Here is a 16497-nt window from a genome sequence, read left to right as displayed (position 1 = left end):
CTTCCGATTTGCTCGTTGTGAAACAGGAATGCCGCGACGCCTTGATGACAATGCGTCCGCGGCGGAGTTTGCGTGCCTAGGCGACCTTTTCCGCTGCCGGTCCGGCATGGTCGAGCAGCCGTCGCGCCATGCGAGCGCCGACCACCAGATGCGTGCACAGCCCACCTGCGATCGCCGCCACCAGCGGTCCGAATTTGCTGTCCTCCTGCACCACCACGAGGCGCTTTTCAATCTTGCGCAGCGATGACAGCTCCGCCGAAATGATCCGCCGGTTGTAGCTGCAGTCGAGCGCCTTGCCTTGCGCGTCGATGATCTGCCCGGCGATGACGCCGGCAGCCCCGGCACGGCGCAGCACCTCCATTTCGCTAGCTGTCAGCGCGCCGCATTTGACGACATGGCTGTCGGCGTCGACGGTGCCGACCGAGTAAAGCGCCAGATTGCACGCACTGATGCCCGACAATTGCTCGCGGATCACCGGCTCGGCGCGCAGGCCGCGCGCCAGTTCTTCCGTCGTCAGCACCAGCGGTGCATAGAAATTGAGCCCCTTGGCGTTGAGCCGGCGTGCGATTTCCATGGTGCATTGGTCGGGCCGGTAGGAATAGGGGGCTCCCAGATTTCCGCAGAGTTGCACCACCGTGACGTCCTGCAGATCGGCATAGGACATGATGTCGGCGATCGTATAGATGGTCCGCCCCCAGGCGACGCCGATGCGGTCGCCCTTCTTGATCAGTTCGAGAAAGACGCTTGCCGCCAGCACCGCGATGTCGGTCGACGGATCGGCGACATGGCCGTTTTCCGGCGCTATCCAGACGGCATCGAGCTTCAACCCGTCTTCGAGTTTGCGCGCCATGACGTCGTCGGTGAAAAGCTGGGTCGAGGTCGAGATGTTGACGATGCCGGTCTCGCGCGCCTTGCGTAGGTACATGGCGACCGAGGCTCGGGAAATCTTGAGCTGGCTGGCCACCTGGTCCTGGCGCAATCCGTGGGCATAGTAGAGCCAGGCGGCCTTGTGAATAAGCTGTTCTGCCGGTCGGATCGCCATGCCATCTCCTTGCTGACATTATTCACGGCTCTCGACAAAAGTCAAACCGAGCGAGGGTAAACGATGCCCTTTCGCTTGCTTTATCTAGATCATCATTGTGCCAAATGCGCCCTATCGTGGCATCGTTGGTGGTGACGGGCCGGAAGCCTGTGGGGTAGAAGGTCTCGATCAGACATTACAGCGCCGCGCGTCCTTTCGGACGCGCAATGGACGCTGTAACACTTTGATCTTGCGCATGCCCCCGAAAATCGATTCCGATTTTGGGGGGCATGCGCCAGGGGAGGACGGGATGGGAAATCCCTACGAACAGGATCTCGACAGGAATCCAGCCAACCACCAGCCGCTGACGCCGCTCAGTTATCTGGAGCGGGCGGCAAAGACCTTTCCCGATCATGTCGCTATCATCCATGGTCGCCAGCGCACGACCTATCGTGATTTCTGGCGGCGGTCGCTGAAGCTTGCCTCGGCGCTGCAGAGGCGCGGCATCGGCAAGGGCGACACCGTCACCGTGATGTTGTCCAACACGCCGCCGATGCTGGAAGCGCATTTCGGCGTGCCGATGACCAAGGCGGTACTGCATTCGCTCAACACCCGCCTCGATGCCGCGGTCATCGCCTTCCAACTCGACCATGCCGAAACCAAGGTGCTTGTCGTCGATCGCGAATTCGCAAATGTCGTCAGCGAGGCGCTGGCGCTGGCTAAGGTAAAACCGCTGGTCATCGACTATGACGATCCCGAATACGCCACTGATGCCCCTTATCCCAAGGGCGAGCGGATCGGCACGCTCGACTACGAGAACTTCGTCGCGGGTGGCGACGAGGATTTCGCCTGGTCGATGCCGGACGACGAATGGGATGCGATCTCGCTCAACTACACCTCCGGCACGACAGGCAATCCGAAGGGCGTCGTCTATCATCATCGCGGTGCGGCGCTGATGGCCTACGCCAACACCATCCATGCCGCTATGGGTAAGCATGCGGTGTATCTGTGGACGCTGCCGATGTTCCACTGCAATGGCTGGTGCTTTCCATGGACGCTGGCCGTGCAGGTCGGCACCCATGTCTGCCTGCGCTGGGTGCGGCCGAAGCCGATCTACGACGCCATTGCCGATCATGGCGTCACCCATCTGTGCGGCGCGCCGATCGTGATGTCGGTGCTGATCAATGCCAGGGACGAGGACAAGCGGCAATTTCCGCAGACAGTCACCTTCAGCACGGCCGCGGCACCGCCGCCGGAAGCAGTGCTGTCGGGCATGGCCGATGCAGGCTTTGCGGTCACTCACCTCTATGGCCTTACCGAGACCTATGGCCCGGCCGTCGTCAACGAATGGCATGGCGAGTGGGACGGGCTCGACAAGGGTCTCAGGGTGGCGAGGAAGGCCAGGCAAGGCGTGCGCTATGCCGCGCTCGAGGATCTGACGGTGATGGCCCCCGAGACGATGGCGGAGACGCCGGCCGACGGCGAGACGATCGGCGAGGTCATGTTCCGCGGCAACATCGTCATGAAGGGCTATCTGAAGAACCGCAAGGCGAGCGACGAGGCCTTTGCCGGCGGCTGGTTCCACTCGGGCGACCTCGGCGTCAGGCATCCCGACGGCTACATCCAGCTCAAGGACCGCTCCAAGGACATCATCATTTCCGGCGGCGAGAACATCTCCTCGATCGAGGTCGAGGAGGCGCTCTACAAGCATCCTGCCGTCGCATCCTGCGGCGTCGTTGCCAGGCCCGACGACAAATGGGGCGAGGTGCCGGTCGCCTATGTCGAGCAGAAGCCGGGCAGCACGGCGACCGAAGCCGAGATCATCGATCACTGCCGCGCGCTGCTCGCCCGCTTCAAGGTGCCGAAGGCGGTGATCTTCGCCGAAATCCCGAAGACCTCAACCGGCAAGATCCAGAAGTTCAGGCTGAGGGAGATGGCGAAGGCGCCACAGCTTTAAGCCAGTGGCCGCTGGCATCCAGCATGAATGAACCTTTCAGTCGTGCCCGACGACATAGCTGTGTTCCGATTACTCTGCAGTCGCGGAGGTAATCCAAAATCGAGCATAGAACACATGAAGGGCTTACTCTTGCTTGCCGGGACAGCCGCCCTCGCCTTGTTATCGTCTCTGGATCGACTGCACCCGCTGAAGCCGCCGGATGCTATTATCGGTTGTACCATGACGGTCATGGCGTCGTGACCGGAAAACTCGCAATACAGGGATACGCCTCCGCCGCCAAACTGGACAACGCCTGCGATCGCGCGCGTCGCGAATGCAATCGCCGCTTCGAGCGCGCGCGCAAAAAGGGAAATATCCCTCGTAGCGGCCCGCGTGATGTGCGCTGCATTCGCACAGCGGCGGGATAAAACGTGTCGCTCTAATGCATGTCGCGCAAAAGTGTGCAGCGGTTTTGCGATAACGACGTGCATAAAACAATAACCTAAAGCGCGTCGCATATGGCCGGTCAAACGCGACGCGCTTTAGGGTGCCGGCCGGCCATCGCCAAGACGCGAAGGTCGGCTGTTGCTTTCGAGTGTCGAAGGCGGGCACGGACATTGACCTCGACACGGCTCGGGCGCCAATTAATTGCAACCTCGCAAACTCACAACCAGGCTCGGTCCCGACGAGCATTTGCCGCGCCAGATCCGCTTGCGATCGCGCCGCACAGAAAGTGCCGCCTCTTTCAACGGCATGTCGAGCCCGATATACTCGCTCATGGTTGTTCTCCGTTCGATGCTTGGGCCCGGCGTCCAGTCGTGAGCCCGTATCTCCATCTTATCGGGGAACAACCACCCGCTCTTCAATGCCGTGACCTTTCGGCCTTGGCGGATCGCTCCCTCGATTGCCTCGCAGCGGCTGGATCGGCTGAACGGAGCAAACAGGATCACTCAGTGTCGGATCGAGCGCCTCCCGATCGTCCTCGATACAGAACCAAGAAGATTAGCAGGAGGAGCATTCCAATGGAGAACACAGCGCGCGACGTCGAGGCACACATCCAGGCGCTCATCGAGCGTTGGGCGAATGCCGTGCAGCAGCAAGACCTGGAGACAATCATTGCGGATCACGCGACGGACCTTGTGATGTTCGATGTCCCACCCCCGAACGAACTCAGGGGAATTGAGGCCTACCGCGATAGCTGGGGCCCGTTCTTCGAGCACTTCAAGCAGGGCGGCGTTTTCGCGATCGAGCGGCTGGATGTCACGGCGGGCGACCGGGTTGCTTTTGCTACCGCATTGCTGCGGTGCGGCACCAGGGAAGAGCTTGAAAAGGACCCGGCAACCCGCCTCCGGCTCACCGTCGGATTACGGAAGGAAGGTGACCTTTGGATCATCGCTCACGAGCATCACTCGTATCCTTACAAGCCGGACTGAGCAGCGCATTGGGGTCAAGCGATCGTGACAGCGCGAGTGGTGCAATTGGCGGAGGAGGAAACTCATGCCGGTTCTCAGAACATCAGAGCCTGAAGGTCAAGACGAGATACTTCCTCGGCCATGGGCGCGAAAAGCCGCCGCGGTCAGGAAAGCCGGGCGGATCGTCGCCCTGACCGGGGTCATACTGCCGCTTCTCATGATCGGCGGGATGAAGTTCACGGCTGTTGAGATCGAGGCGTTGAGGCCGCTGATCGGCGGCACGCCTTGGCTCGCCTGGATGTATCCGGTATTTGGTGAAGCCGGTGCCTCTTATGTGCTTGGCGTCGTCGAGATCGCGACCGCGCTTCTCCTGATTGCCTCTCCCTGGTCGACGCGCGCCGGTGTCGCCGGCGGGGCATTGGCCGCCCTGATTTTCCTGGTCACCTGTTCGATCATGGCTGCCCTGCCGATCTGGGAGCCTACGCTGGGCTTTCCCGCGCTCGGTCCCGCCGGTCAGTTCCTGATCAAGGACATCGCGCTGCTCGGCATCGCGCTTGTCATACTGGGCGAAAGCCTGAACAGATTAAACAAATCGGCTACCTAGGCGAATCCAGGCCGAAGGCGAGTGGCAGACCACGCCATCCGCACAGCCGCGCCAAATGGCGGGGCTCCACCTGCTGCGACATTGTGGGACAGGCACAGCTTCGCTGCCTGCGCGCCCACCCGGACTACACCTTCGACTAGATCGAAAACGCCCCGCTCGCCACCACGATGCCGCGTCCAGAGACGCTCACTGAGTCGGCATCTACATCTACCTCGATGATGCTGGTACGTCCGAGCGCCGTGCCTTGCTCGATCTTGATTACGCCGGGCTGTGCAAGACCGTGTGCAACGAGATGTGCGGCGAGCGGACCAGCCGCCGTACCGGTCGCCGGATCCTCGGAAATGCCAACAGTCGGGTTGAAAAAGCGTGCATACGCCGTGGTTTCGGGCTGCCGTGGATCGAGTGAGAAGACGTAGCAGCCTTCCCCGCCGACCTCGTTGAGCAGGTCGAAAAGCTGTTTGGCATCCGGCGAAATCCGGTCGACGGCTTCGCGATCGCGGATCGGCACCAGGAGATGGGCAGCACCGGTCGAGACCACCTGGCAAGGCACGACCTCAGCCGCTATTTCTTCAGCATTAAGGCCGAGTGCCGTGGCAAGAGCGCCAAGATTTGAGAGCTGCCGGCCGGCCACTGGGGCTTCTTGCTGCATAATGATCTTTTCGAGTTTCCCTTGGCTTTGCCAGATAGCCAATGGATATACCAAGTCGCCGATCTGTTGGTGAAACCATGTTGGGCCATTGTCCAGATCGAGCCGCCCCGCTGCAGCGAGCCACCACCAAGCCCCTAGCGTGTTGTGGCCGCCTGCACCGAAAACCTCTACGCCTTTCGGCGTGAAAGAGCGCAACTTCCAGTCGGCGTCCGCCCGGGTCGCCGGTAGCACAAAGGTTGTCTCGGACTGGTTGAACTCACGTGCAATGTTCTGCATGAGCTCGAGCGCCAACTCGCCACCGCCGTCGACCACCGCAAGTGAATTGCCCGTCAGCGGCTCTACCGCGAAGACATCGACGAAATGAAATGGAATTGTTCTGCTCATGGTTTCCTCCGATCACCCGCGGGCCCGTTTCAGTCGTTCGGCTGAATGTTTGGACGGTTGCCAATGTCCTGCATTGCAGAACAATCTCTAGCGAAGATGCGAGAGCACGTTGAGCAGTTTGCCGGTCGGGTCGGCAATGAAGAAACGTCTTACGCCCCACGGTTCGTCGGTCAAATCATAGACCACTCTGCAACCGATCTCGTTTGCGCGAAGATACACCTCGTCGACATTGTCGACCTCGATCGACAGATCTGGCACCGGGGTGCCTGAGCCGCCCTCGCTGGCGATGCTGATCTGGGGAATGGTTGTTTCACTGGACGCCAGCGTGACGAGCCACCCGTGATCCATGACGGCATCGAGCCCGAACAGGTCGGTATAGAACTTCCGAACATCCGGAATGCTGTCTGTTGCGATATTCGAGACGATGCGCAGCACGGTCATCCCAACTCTCCTTTCCGCGGCTTGGATGATAACGCATTGCTGCGCGCCGCGGAGCACGTCTTGAATAAAATAAGGCGCCCGATCACCTGAGCCTGGCGGGTGGCCCGCGCACGGCCCGCAGCAGGCTTCATTAACGCTGTTCACGCCCAAGTTGTGTCAACAGATGTCACCAGTCGCCCAAGACGGATAATGTCGCAGTTGACAGGCGGGCGATTTCGAATTACGACTGACGAAATTCAAAATTCGTCACTCGTAATTGAGCTAATGAAACACGATGAATGATACCCTTGATACCCTCGATACGGCGGCCGACGTGGTCCGGCAGGAGAATGTCGCGCGCATCCTCGATTGCGCAGAGCGGCTGTTCCGCCACTACGGCTATGGCAAGACCAACGTCGCCGACATAGCGCGTGAACTCGGCATGTCGACGGCCAACATCTACCGTTTCTTCGCCTCCAAGGTCGAAATCCACCAGGCCGTTTGCGGCCGCATGCTCGCTACCTGCTACCAACTGACCTACGACGCCTGCCATGGTCCCGGAACAGCCAGCGAAAAGCTTCGCCGCTACGTTCAAACCCATTATCAGTGGACCCGCGACACCATGCTCGACCAGGAGAAGGTGCACGAAATGGTCGTCGTTGCCATCGAACGCGATTGGCATGTCATCGAGAAGCATATCGACAGGATCCGCGGCTTGGTGGCGGAGGTGATCAGCGACGGTATCGCAACCGGCGAGTTTGCCGATCAGGACCCGGAAGTCGCTTCGCGGTGTTTCAGCGCCGCTATCATCACCCTCTGTCATCCGCAGATGGTCGCCCAGTGCCTTGCCAAAAAGAATCGGGCGATGCCGGACGAGCTTATCGAGTTTGCGATCAGGGCCTTGAAGAAATGACCGGCGTCCGCCGGTCGTCGACAATCCATATCCAGTTCGGGAGTACGCAAGTGCCTTTGTCCAAATCCATCATGAACAGGCTGCCGGCCATTGGTCCGGCTCTGGTCGTCGTCGCGGCGCTTGGGCTCGCCGGCTGCTCGCAGGAAAAAGTGGAAGTCAAGGACATCGTCCGGCCGGTCAAGGTCGTCGAGATCGCCAAGGCGAACGATACCCGAGAGCTTTCCTACTCCGGATCGGTGCGCGCCCGCACCGAGATGAACCTTGGCTTCCGCATCAACGGCAAGATCACCGAGCGCCTGGTCGACATCGGCCAGCGCGTGAAGCCGGGCGATGTTCTTGCCCGCATCGATCCCGCCGACTACGACCTTTCAGTCAACAGTGCCGAGGCCAGTCTCGAGGCCGCCGAGCGGCAGGTCGAGACAACGAACCTTGCCCGCCGTCGTGCCGAACAGTTGTTTGCCAAGAACTTTGCATCGAAATCGCAGCTCGAACAGGCAACGCTTAGCTATGATCAGGCAGTCGCCACCCGAAATTCCGCCCGCTCAGCGCTAGACCAGGCGAAAAACCAGGTCCTCTACACCGACCTCAAGGCGGACAGGAACGGCATCGTCACATCAGTCGCCGCCGATGTCGGTCAGGTGGTCGGCTCCGGCACGCCGGTAGTGACCGTTGCCGTCGATGGCGAAAAGGAAGTGCTGATCGCCGTTCCGGAAATGGATATCGCCCAGTTCAAGCCGGGCAAGAATGTCAAGGCAAGCTTCTGGTCCGACGATGCGTTGACGCTCGACGGCAAGGTCCGTGAAGTCGCCGGCAGCGCCGATCAGCAGTCGCGTACCTTTGCCGTTCGCGTCAGCCTGCCCAACGATCCGCGCGTGCTTCTCGGCATGACCGCGAACATCGAGGCTTCGGCGGCCAACAGCAGCCCGCAAAGCGTATCGATCCCGTTGAGCGCCCTGGCGCAAAAAGATGGCCAGCAGATCGTCTGGACCGTGGACCGCAACGGCGAGACCGTCCATGCACGTCCGATCAAGGTCGCCGAGTTCACCGCCGACGGCGTGCATGTTGCCGAAGGATTGAAACCCGGCGACGTCGTCGTTGCGGCGGGCACGCAATTCATGGCCGAAAATCTCAAGGTCAAGCTGCCCGGCGATGCGGTGCAACAGTCCGCATCGGCGGACGATGATGGCGATGCCGCCAAGCGCGTGCGCTGACGGCCAGGCAAATTAAACCGGCTTTCCTCGCATCGGCGCAAGCGGCGAGGTCAAGCGGTTCATGGTTTCCGGGCGGCAGGGTGCCCGATCGTCGAGACGTCAGGTCGATGTAACCCCCCACATCGATCCTTGCGTCCCACCGCGATGAGTGTCTCTCCGCTCGGAAAGCCTCGCCGCCCGGAAGCCAGCATTAGAAGCTCCGTGGGCATGCCGTGTGCGTGCGCTGACGATCAGACAAATGGACTGGCGCTATGACCACCGACACCAATGAAAAGCGGCCCTTCAATCTTTCGCGCTGGGCAATCGGGCACCCGAGCATTGCGCGGTTCCTGTTCGGCTTGATCATCGTTGCCGGTGCGCTCGGCCTGATGCGCATGGGCCAGAAGGAAGACCCGGATTTCACCTTCCGCGTCATGGTCGTCCAGGCTGTCTGGCCGGGGGCCTCGATCCAGGAGATGGAGGACCAGGTCGTCAACAAGATCGAGCGCAAGCTGCAGGAAACCCCGCATCTCGATTTCGTCCGTTCCTACACGCGCGCCGGCAGCGCCATCATCACCTTGCAGGTGGAAGGCGACACCAATCCCACGCAAGTCGCGGATGCCTTTTACCAGGTGCGCAAGAAGGTCGGCGACATCGCCAATGAGCTGCCTCAGGGGCTGCTCGGGCCCTACTTCAACGATGAGTTCGGCGACACTTTCATCACCTTGCATTCGATCAGCGGCGACGGCTACAACTATCCCGAGCTGAAGAAATTAGCCATCCAGGCGCGTGACATGCTGCTGACGACGCCCGGCGTCGAAAAGGCCGTGATCATCGGCGACCAGCCGGAAAAACTCTACATCGACGTTTCGTCCAAGGTGCTTGCCGAGCGTGGCCTGACGCTCACCGATCTGCAGAACGCGATCAAGGGCCAGAACAATGTCGATCCGGCAGGCTCGGTCGACACCGGCCAGCGTTCGGTGCGCATCTCGGTCGAAGGCAATGTGACGGAGGCGGCCGACATCCGCGAACTTCGCCTGCGCGCCGGCAACCAGGTGACGCGCCTCGGCGACATCGCCACCGTGACCACAGGCCTCGAAGATCCCTATCAGCGCAAATACCGCTTCAACGGCCACGACAGTGTCCAGGTCGGCGTCGTCATGGCCAAGGGCTTCAACGTCACCGACGTCGGCAAGGAGGTCGAGGCGACCTATCACCGCTTCGAAGAGGCGTTGCCTTACGGCGTTTCGGTCGATCAGATCGCCGACCAGCCGGAAGTCGTCCGGGAAGCGGTGAGCGAGTTCATGAAGGCGCTTGGCGAGGCGCTGCTGATCGTGCTTGTCGTCTCGTTCCTGACGATCGGCTGGCGTTCGGGCCTGGTGATCGCGATCACCATCCCGCTCGTTCTGGCCGCCACCTTCGCCATCATGTACGAGATCGGCATCGATCTGCAGCGCATTTCGCTCGGCGCGCTGATCATTGCGCTTGGCCTGCTCGTCGACGACGCGATGATCGTCGTCGAAATGATGGAGCGCAAGCTCGAGGAGGGACTGGTCAAGGTCGAGGCGGCGAGCTTCGCTTATACCTCGACGGCCTTCCCGATGCTGTCCGGCACGCTGATCACCACGGCCGGCTTCATTCCGGTCGGCTTCGCCGCCTCGACGGCCGGTGAATACGTACGCACGCTGTTCTACGTCGTCGGCATCGCGCTGGTCGTCTCCTGGTTCGTGGCGGTCTACTTCACGCCGTGGCTTGGTCATATGATCCTCAAGCAGCGAAAACACGCCGGCAGCCATCACGATGTTTTCGATACGCCCTTTTACCGCCGGCTTCGCGCCACCGTCGGCTGGTCCGTGCGCCACCGCATCATCGTGCTGGTCATGACACTGGTGACCTTCGCAACCAGCCTGTGGGCGTTCCAGTTCATCCCGCAGAATTTCTTCCCGCAGTCATCGCGTCCGGAAATCCTTGTCGACCTCTGGCTGCCGGAGGGCACCAGCATCAAGGAAGTCGAGACGCAGGCCAAGGCGCTCGAAACCAGGATGATGGACGACAAGGACAAGCGCTTCATCGCCACCTATATCGGTGAGGGCGCGCCGCGCTTCTTCCTGCCGCTCGACCAGCAGCTTCGCAATCCGAACTTCGCCCAGCTTCTGGTGATGGCCAATGACGAACCGGCCCGCGAACGGCTGATCGTCAAGCTGCGCACCATTCTGGCCGAGGATTTCCCGTCGGTCCGCGCCAAGGTCGACCGCCTGTTCCTCGGGCCACCCACGGGCTGGCCGGTGCAGATGCGCGTCATGGGCCCGGATCGCCAGGAGGTGCGCCGCATCGCCGACGAGGTGAAGGCGAAGTTCCAGGCAAATCCGCTGCTCGGCGCCGTCCACGACGACTGGCTGGAGCCGGTGCCGGAGATGAAGCTGGTGATCGACCAGGATCGCGCCCGGGCGCTCGGCGTCACCTCGCAGCGCATCCGCCAGATGCTGCAGGCAAGCATGTCGGGAGCGCCGCTCGATGATTTCCGCGACGGCGAGGAGACCGTTTCGATCGTCGCCCGGGAACCGGCGGCGAGCCGCCACCTGCTTTCGGCGGTCGACTCGGTCTCTGTCCCGACGGATTTCGGTGGCTTCGTGCCGCTGTCGCAGGTCGCCAAGGTCGTCCCGGTGCTGGAGCAAGGCGTCGAATGGCGGCGCGACCGCCTGCCGACCATCAGCGTGCGTGCCACGCTGCCGGATGGCGTGCAGTCGAACGATGTCGTCATGAAGATGTACAGCGAGATGCAGGGCCTGCGCGACGGTCTGGCACCCGGCTACAACATCGAGATCCAGGGCGGCGCCGAGGATTCGGCCGAAAGCCAGGCCTCCATTGCTGCGAAGGCTCCAATCATGCTGGCCGTCATCGTCGTGCTGCTGATGATCCAATTGCAGCACTTCGGCAAGGCGATGCTGGTGCTGGCGACCGGTCCGCTCGGCATCATCGGCGCGGCGGCGGCACTTTTGATCAGTGGCGCACCGTTCGGCTTCGTCGCCATCCTCGGCGTGATCGCGCTGCTCGGCATCATCATGCGCAACTCGATCATCCTGGTAGACCAGATCGACCAAGATATCGCGGCCGGCATGGAACGCTCGGAGGCCATCATCGGCTCGGCGGTCCGCCGTTTCCGGCCGATCATGCTGACGGCGTTGACGGCGGTCCTGGCGCTGATCCCGATTTCGCGCGGCGTCTTCTGGGGTCCGCTCGCCTATGCCATGATGGGCGGCATCCTCGTCGCCACCGTGCTCACCATCCTCGTCCTTCCGGCAGGCTATGCCTTGTTCTTCGGCAGGGAGCGCAAGAAGGCCAGGGACACGGAGCAGGCCGCCGAGCCGGCCGCCGAGCCGAAGCTGGCGGAGAACGATGACCAGCCGCAACTGCCCCTGGCGGCCGAATAGCGGTCGAGGCAATTGCGCAAGGTTGGCGCCGCCCCTCATTGCCCTGCCGGGCATTTCTCCCCGTATAGTGACGGGGAGAAAGGGCTGGCCGCACCGCTCGGCGCGTTTTTTGCAGCGCTGGATATTGGCGAAATCCTTTGCGAAGGCGTCCTTCTCCCCGTCACTGTACGGGGAGAAGATGCCGGCAGGCAGATGAGGGGCGGCGCTGAGATCGACAATTAGTCTCAAGTGATTGTTACAGATCACCCACGGAGTCGATACACGATACCGCTGGTCTAAACCGGGAAAGGCTACTGCGCCGAGGAGGACGTCATGACCATAACTCAGGCACCGGTGGCGCTGCGCCGGCCGATCAACGGACGCCACCGCCAAATGTTCGTCGATGGCGCCTGGGTCGACGCCCGCTCGGGCCGCACCATGGAAACCCGCAATCCAGCCACCGGCGCGGTCATTGCCACGGTGCCGCGCGGCGACCGCCAGGATGTCGAGCTGGCAGTGGCGGCGGCGCGCAAGGCCTTCGACGGGCCGTGGAGCCGGTTCAAGCCCTATGAGCGGCAGGTGCTGCTGCTCAGGATCGCCGACCTCTTCGAAAAGCATTGGGAGGAGATCAGCCGCTCGGACACGACCGACATGGGCATGCCGATCGTGCGCACCCGCGCCAACCGCAACCGCGTCATCGGTATGCTGCGCTACTACGCCGGCATGGCGACGTCCCTGCATGGCGAGACGATCGAGAACTCGCTGCCGGGCGAAATCGTTTCCTTCACGCGCAAGGAGCCGGTCGGCGTCGTCGGCGCCATCATCCCGTGGAACGCACCGACGGCCGCTTCGATCTGGAAGATCGGGCCGGCGCTGGCGACCGGCTGCACGGTGGTGCTGAAACCTTCGGAAGAGGCGCCGCTGACGCCGCTTCTGATCGCCGACCTCATGAACGAGGCCGGCGTCCCGCCAGGTGTCGTCAACATCGTGACCGGCACCGGTGCCGACGCAGGTGCCGCACTTGCCGAGCATATGGGCGTCGACAAGATTGTCTTCACCGGCTCGACGGCGACCGGCCAGTCGATCGTCCGCGCCTCGGCCAGCAACCTCAAGCGCGTCTCGCTGGAGCTCGGCGGCAAGTCGCCGGTCATCGTCTGCGCCGACGCCGATCTCGACAAAGCGGTGCCGGTGGCGGCGATGTCGGTGTTCGCCAATTCCGGCCAGATCTGCATCGCCGGCTCGCGCCTGTTCGTCGAACGCTCCATCCATGACGAGTTCGTCGAGCGGCTGGCGGCCTATGCCAAGGGTCTCAGGATCGGCGACGGCATCGATCCGGCAACCGAGATCGGCCCGCTCGTCTCCGAAAAGCAGCTGCAACGGGTCGCCTCGTATCTGGAAGCCGGCACGGCGGAGGGCGCGACCCTCGTCACCGGCGGTAAACGTCTGACGGAGGGTGCGCTGGCCGCTGGCAATTTCGTCGCGCCGACCGTCTTTGCCGGCGTTTCGGACGACATGAAAATCGCGCGCGAGGAAATCTTCGGGCCGGTCATTTCGGCGCTGCCGTTCGAAACGCTCGATGAGGCAGTCGAGCGGGCCAACAACACGCCCTACGGTCTTGCTGCCGGGGTGTTCACCCGCAATGTCGCCACGGCGCACCAGCTGTCGCGAAAAATCCGCGCCGGCTCGGTCTGGGTGAACACCTATCACGCCATCGATCCGGCCGTGCCCTTCGGTGGCTACAAGATGAGCGGCTACGGCCGCGAGGGCGGCGCCGAGCACCTCGACGAGTATCTCAACACCAAGGGCGTGTTCATCAAGATCGATTGAGCGATCCGCCTGCCAATCCTCCACCGCGGCGCTGACCGCCAAGATGCCGGCAAAGCCTGAAACAAAAAACCCGCCTCGGCGGCGGGTCGTTGCTCGGGTAGTGTCTCAGTTTGAAATCTGATTTTTCGCTTTGAGCGAGATCGGTCCGTCTCGATTAGCCGAAGCGATCTCACCATGTCGGCAGTTTGAGTCTTGTAATTGAGAAAATGTGGCGTGGTGAGGTGCGCCTCATAGGCCGCTTGATCAGCGTAGCCTTCAATCACCAGCACCTTATCGCGGCTTCCCTTGACCGACAGCGCGTACAGGAAGATGACCCCAGGTTCTAGCCGCACCGAGGCTTCAATCTCTTCTGATAGGAGTGCGCCGTAAGCCTCGATCTGGTCGGGATCGATCTCCAGTTCTGCTATCCTGACAATCATTCGCTATTCCGCTTCTTGTACCGGTCGCAATGCGCATGACGCGGACGGCGTTGCCGATCACGTCGGCGGGGCGCTTCTGGCCTTTAGATCCGGTTGGCATGGCTACTCTCCTGAAGCGGCGGGCATGGCAGATCGGCATATGAGCAGAAAACGCAGCAATCGCCGGCTAAGGGCTTCAGGAGTACCCTGCAGTTTTTGCATTCGTAGAAGTGAACGCAGGCGTCGGTCGGCATCGTTTCCACAGACTGGTGCCCACAGTCCGGGCAAGTGATGGTGCTCTCAAGCTTCATTGCCGCTCCAATGCTTTCCGCTAAGCATATAGGAGTTCGGCCCGGATCGCGACAAGCGCGGCGTCAAATTTCAAACTGAGACACTACCCGACCTCGCGATCGCGAGCTTCCAGTGAGCGAGCTTGCGACGAGCCTCTGGAAGCAAATCGGATCGAGCGCGGCGGTCCGCACTCGATCCTTTCAGGCCAATATCAGATGACGAACAGCCAGTTGGCGAGCAGCATCACAGCGACGCCGGCGATCAACGTCAGGTAGGGCAGGATGCCCGCCTTTCTGATGGCGAGATCGGACGATTTCATGCCGAGATCCGCCAGCATGTGGTCGGGGAATTTGCCCTTGTCCTGGATGTAATGCCGGAAGCAGAACACCGGGATGATGAGGGCAGCTGTGATCAGTCCTGCCCACAGTGCCATCGGGTTCCAGACCTTGGCGCCGGCGCCCATGAAGATCATGTTAACATAGGCAAAGATGGCGCCGAGACCGAGCAGCCAGCTCGGTGCCTTCCACGGCCGCGCGATATGGCCGTTGTCGATGCGGTGGATCCAGCCGGCATTGAGGTTGAGGAAATTGAAGATGATGTAGCCGCAGTTCGACACGGCGAGAATGAAGAAGAAGCTTGTCGCGTCGGCCGAGGCGATGGCCAGCACGGCCAGGTTGAAGATCAGGTCGGTCCACATCGCCCGCGTCGGCGCGCCATGCTCGTTGACATGGCTGAGATAGCGCGGCAGCCAGCCATCGACGGAGCCCTGATAAAGTGTGCGCGAGGACCCCGCCATCGCCGTCATGATGCACAGCACCAGCGCCAGGATCATCAGCATCACCAGCAGGCTATGGATCAACTGGCCGCCGCCGACCATGCCGGCCAAGGCATCGGCAACACCGGAGCCGTCGACGATCGGGGTTGCCAGCATGCCGTTCAAGCCGAGCACGCCCTGGAAGGTGAACGGCACCAGGATGAACAGCAGCATGCACAGCAGGCCGGAATAGAAGATCGCCTTGAACGTGTCGGTGCCCGGAGTCTTGAACTCCGACGTGTAGCAGACGGCGGTCTCGAAACCGTAGGTCGACCAGGCGGCGATGAACATGCCGCCGAGAACAAGCGTCCAGCCGGCGATGTTCCACGCCCCGGGCTCGGGCGCATAGGCGGCCGCCAGCGGCACCAGCGGCGAGAAGTTCGCCCAGTCGATCTGGCCGGTGACGATCGGTACGACGCCGACGATCAGCATCGGAATGATGACGAACAGGCCGATATATTTCTGCACGTTGGCGGTGCCAAGGATGCCGCGATGCTGGATGGAGAAGATGATCAGCATCAGCACCGCACCGATGAAGAAAGTGGCGTTGAAGGTGAAGGAGACCGGGCCCAGCGTGTGGCCGTAGAGCGTCCAGTTGCGGATCGCCGGCGTGGCGGCCGCGGTCACCGCCGCGATGGCGTCGGCGGCACTGGTCCCCGTATTTGCGGCAATATAGGCGGCGACTTCCGGCGAGGTGTCGGTAAACAGCGGCACCGGCGCCAGCGCGTTGAGGATGTAGGCGGCGGCGATCGAGCAGCCGAGCGACAGCACCGGCGACCAGGCGAACCAGTTGCACCACACCGAAAGCGGCGCGATGAACTTGGAATAACGCAGCCAGGCGGTGGCGCCATAGATCGAAGCGCCGCCGGACTTGTTCGGAAACAGGCCGGCGATCTCCGCATAGGTGAAGGATTGCAGGAAGCCCATGATCATGGACACGGTCCAGATCAGGAAGGCAAGCTTGCCGGTCGTGCCGGCAATGCCGCCGATCGAAAACAGGACAAGGGCGGGAACGCCGCTTGCCACCCAGAAGGCGCCGCGCCAATCGATGTTCCGGTGCAGCTTCCCTTCGGCAGCCGGCACTAAGGCAGAGACTATCGTGCTCATTTACGTGAATTCCCCATTTCTGATGTTCCCCATCGGCGACAGTCGCAACCGCGCGAGGCGTCACCGACGCACGCGTTGAACGACCTTAGGCGTTTTCCGCTCAGTAGTATTTTTTTCTTGA

13 protein-coding genes and 1 pseudogene are annotated in these 16497 nt (G+C 61.8%); 7 read left to right on the top strand and 7 right to left on the bottom strand.

Annotated features, from left to right (window positions below; genetic code table 11):
* Nucleotides 1-76: 76 nt before the first annotated feature.
* Complete coding sequence (locus AC0L3L_RS02325) at nucleotides 77-1042, bottom strand: sugar-binding transcriptional regulator (RefSeq protein ID WP_473636399.1); 966 nt, start codon at nucleotides 1040-1042, stop codon at nucleotides 77-79.
* Nucleotides 1043-1331: 289 nt separating this feature from the next.
* Here AC0L3L_RS02325 and AC0L3L_RS02320 point away from each other — a divergent pair, with 289 nt between their 5' ends.
* Entirely contained in the window at nucleotides 1332-2978 is a 1647-nt protein-coding gene (locus tag AC0L3L_RS02320) for an acyl-CoA synthetase (protein ID WP_473636398.1), read from the top strand.
* A gap of 647 nt (nucleotides 2979-3625) precedes the next feature.
* Here AC0L3L_RS02320 and AC0L3L_RS02315 read toward each other — a convergent pair.
* Nucleotides 3626-3736 (bottom strand): annotated as a pseudogene (locus AC0L3L_RS02315) (IS110 family transposase); the annotation flags it as partial.
* A 243-nt stretch (nucleotides 3737-3979) separates the two neighbouring features.
* On the opposite strand from AC0L3L_RS02315, the gene AC0L3L_RS02310 reads away from it, so the two are divergent.
* Entirely contained in the window at nucleotides 3980-4390 is a 411-nt protein-coding gene (locus tag AC0L3L_RS02310; protein ID WP_473636397.1) for a YybH family protein, read from the top strand.
* 64 nt (nucleotides 4391-4454) lie between these two features.
* Nucleotides 4455-4973, top strand: a complete 519-nt coding sequence (locus tag AC0L3L_RS02305; RefSeq protein WP_473636396.1) for a DUF417 family protein — start codon at nucleotides 4455-4457, stop codon at nucleotides 4971-4973.
* Nucleotides 4974-5109: 136 nt separating this feature from the next.
* Here the strand turns inward: AC0L3L_RS02305 and AC0L3L_RS02300 are convergent, their stop codons facing one another.
* A complete protein-coding gene (locus tag AC0L3L_RS02300) occupies nucleotides 5110-6006 on the bottom strand; it encodes a PhzF family phenazine biosynthesis protein (RefSeq protein WP_473636395.1) in 897 nt (298 codons plus the stop codon).
* 87 nt (nucleotides 6007-6093) lie between these two features.
* Nucleotides 6094-6447: a VOC family protein gene (locus tag AC0L3L_RS02295; protein WP_473636394.1), complete on the bottom strand. Its 354-nt coding sequence runs from the start codon at nucleotides 6445-6447 to the stop codon at nucleotides 6094-6096.
* 274 nt (nucleotides 6448-6721) lie between these two features.
* Here AC0L3L_RS02295 and AC0L3L_RS02290 point away from each other — a divergent pair, with 274 nt between their 5' ends.
* From AC0L3L_RS02290 to AC0L3L_RS02275, 4 genes are all read left to right on the top strand, one after another.
* Nucleotides 6722-7339, top strand: coding sequence for a TetR/AcrR family transcriptional regulator (locus AC0L3L_RS02290; RefSeq protein ID WP_123146932.1), 618 nt, complete (start codon nucleotides 6722-6724; stop codon nucleotides 7337-7339).
* Nucleotides 7340-7410: 71 nt separating this feature from the next.
* The gene (locus AC0L3L_RS02285; RefSeq protein ID WP_473636560.1) at nucleotides 7411-8550 is read left to right on the top strand and encodes an efflux RND transporter periplasmic adaptor subunit; all 1140 of its coding nucleotides are present in this window, start codon (nucleotides 7411-7413) and stop codon (nucleotides 8548-8550) included.
* A 251-nt stretch (nucleotides 8551-8801) separates the two neighbouring features.
* On the top strand, nucleotides 8802-11960 hold the full coding sequence (locus AC0L3L_RS02280) for an efflux RND transporter permease subunit (protein WP_473636393.1): 3159 nt from the start codon (nucleotides 8802-8804) through the stop codon (nucleotides 11958-11960).
* Between the two features lie 312 nt (nucleotides 11961-12272).
* Nucleotides 12273-13766 carry an aldehyde dehydrogenase family protein gene (locus AC0L3L_RS02275; protein ID WP_473636392.1) on the top strand — a complete coding sequence of 498 codons (1494 nt, stop codon included), beginning with the start codon at nucleotides 12273-12275 and terminating at the stop codon, nucleotides 13764-13766.
* On the opposite strand, the gene AC0L3L_RS02270 is transcribed toward AC0L3L_RS02275, so the two are convergent.
* The 3 genes from AC0L3L_RS02270 to AC0L3L_RS02260 all read right to left on the bottom strand — a co-directional run bounded on the left by AC0L3L_RS02270 (nucleotide 13691) and on the right by AC0L3L_RS02260 (nucleotide 16376).
* Nucleotides 13691-14185, bottom strand: coding sequence for a putative quinol monooxygenase (locus AC0L3L_RS02270; RefSeq protein WP_473636391.1), 495 nt, complete (start codon nucleotides 14183-14185; stop codon nucleotides 13691-13693). The two genes, AC0L3L_RS02275 and AC0L3L_RS02270, sit on opposite strands and share 76 nt — an antisense overlap.
* 83 nt (nucleotides 14186-14268) lie before the next feature.
* Nucleotides 14269-14475, bottom strand: coding sequence for a GDCCVxC domain-containing (seleno)protein (locus AC0L3L_RS02265; protein WP_473486021.1), 207 nt, complete (start codon nucleotides 14473-14475; stop codon nucleotides 14269-14271).
* A gap of 191 nt (nucleotides 14476-14666) precedes the next feature.
* On the bottom strand, nucleotides 14667-16376 hold the full coding sequence (locus AC0L3L_RS02260) for an APC family permease (RefSeq protein ID WP_473636390.1): 1710 nt from the start codon (nucleotides 16374-16376) through the stop codon (nucleotides 14667-14669).
* Between the last annotated feature and the right edge of the window lie 121 nt (nucleotides 16377-16497).

The sequence above is a fragment of the Mesorhizobium sp. WSM4849 genome (assembly GCF_055811385.1).
Note: the sequence above shows the minus strand (reverse complement) of the source record. Positions and strands in the feature narration are given on the sequence as shown.

Bases quoted from the DNA above. Each gene is read 5' to 3' on its own strand.
- AC0L3L_RS02325 (WP_473636399.1), bottom strand. From the start codon at position 1,042: ATGGCGATCCGACCGGCAGAACAGCTTATTCACAAGGCCGCCTGGCTC.
- AC0L3L_RS02320 (WP_473636398.1), top strand. From the start codon at position 1,332: ATGGGAAATCCCTACGAACAGGATCTCGACAGGAATCCAGCCAACCAC.
- AC0L3L_RS02310 (WP_473636397.1), top strand. From the start codon at position 3,980: ATGGAGAACACAGCGCGCGACGTCGAGGCACACATCCAGGCGCTCATC.
- AC0L3L_RS02305 (WP_473636396.1), top strand. From the start codon at position 4,455: ATGCCGGTTCTCAGAACATCAGAGCCTGAAGGTCAAGACGAGATACTT.
- AC0L3L_RS02300 (WP_473636395.1), bottom strand. From the start codon at position 6,006: ATGAGCAGAACAATTCCATTTCATTTCGTCGATGTCTTCGCGGTAGAG.
- AC0L3L_RS02295 (WP_473636394.1), bottom strand. From the start codon at position 6,447: ATGACCGTGCTGCGCATCGTCTCGAATATCGCAACAGACAGCATTCCG.
- AC0L3L_RS02290 (WP_123146932.1), top strand. From the start codon at position 6,722: ATGAATGATACCCTTGATACCCTCGATACGGCGGCCGACGTGGTCCGG.
- AC0L3L_RS02285 (WP_473636560.1), top strand. From the start codon at position 7,411: ATGAACAGGCTGCCGGCCATTGGTCCGGCTCTGGTCGTCGTCGCGGCG.
- AC0L3L_RS02280 (WP_473636393.1), top strand. From the start codon at position 8,802: ATGACCACCGACACCAATGAAAAGCGGCCCTTCAATCTTTCGCGCTGG.
- AC0L3L_RS02275 (WP_473636392.1), top strand. From the start codon at position 12,273: ATGACCATAACTCAGGCACCGGTGGCGCTGCGCCGGCCGATCAACGGA.
- AC0L3L_RS02270 (WP_473636391.1), bottom strand. From the start codon at position 14,185: ATGATTGTCAGGATAGCAGAACTGGAGATCGATCCCGACCAGATCGAG.
- AC0L3L_RS02265 (WP_473486021.1), bottom strand. From the start codon at position 14,475: ATGAAGCTTGAGAGCACCATCACTTGCCCGGACTGTGGGCACCAGTCT.
- AC0L3L_RS02260 (WP_473636390.1), bottom strand. From the start codon at position 16,376: ATGAGCACGATAGTCTCTGCCTTAGTGCCGGCTGCCGAAGGGAAGCTG.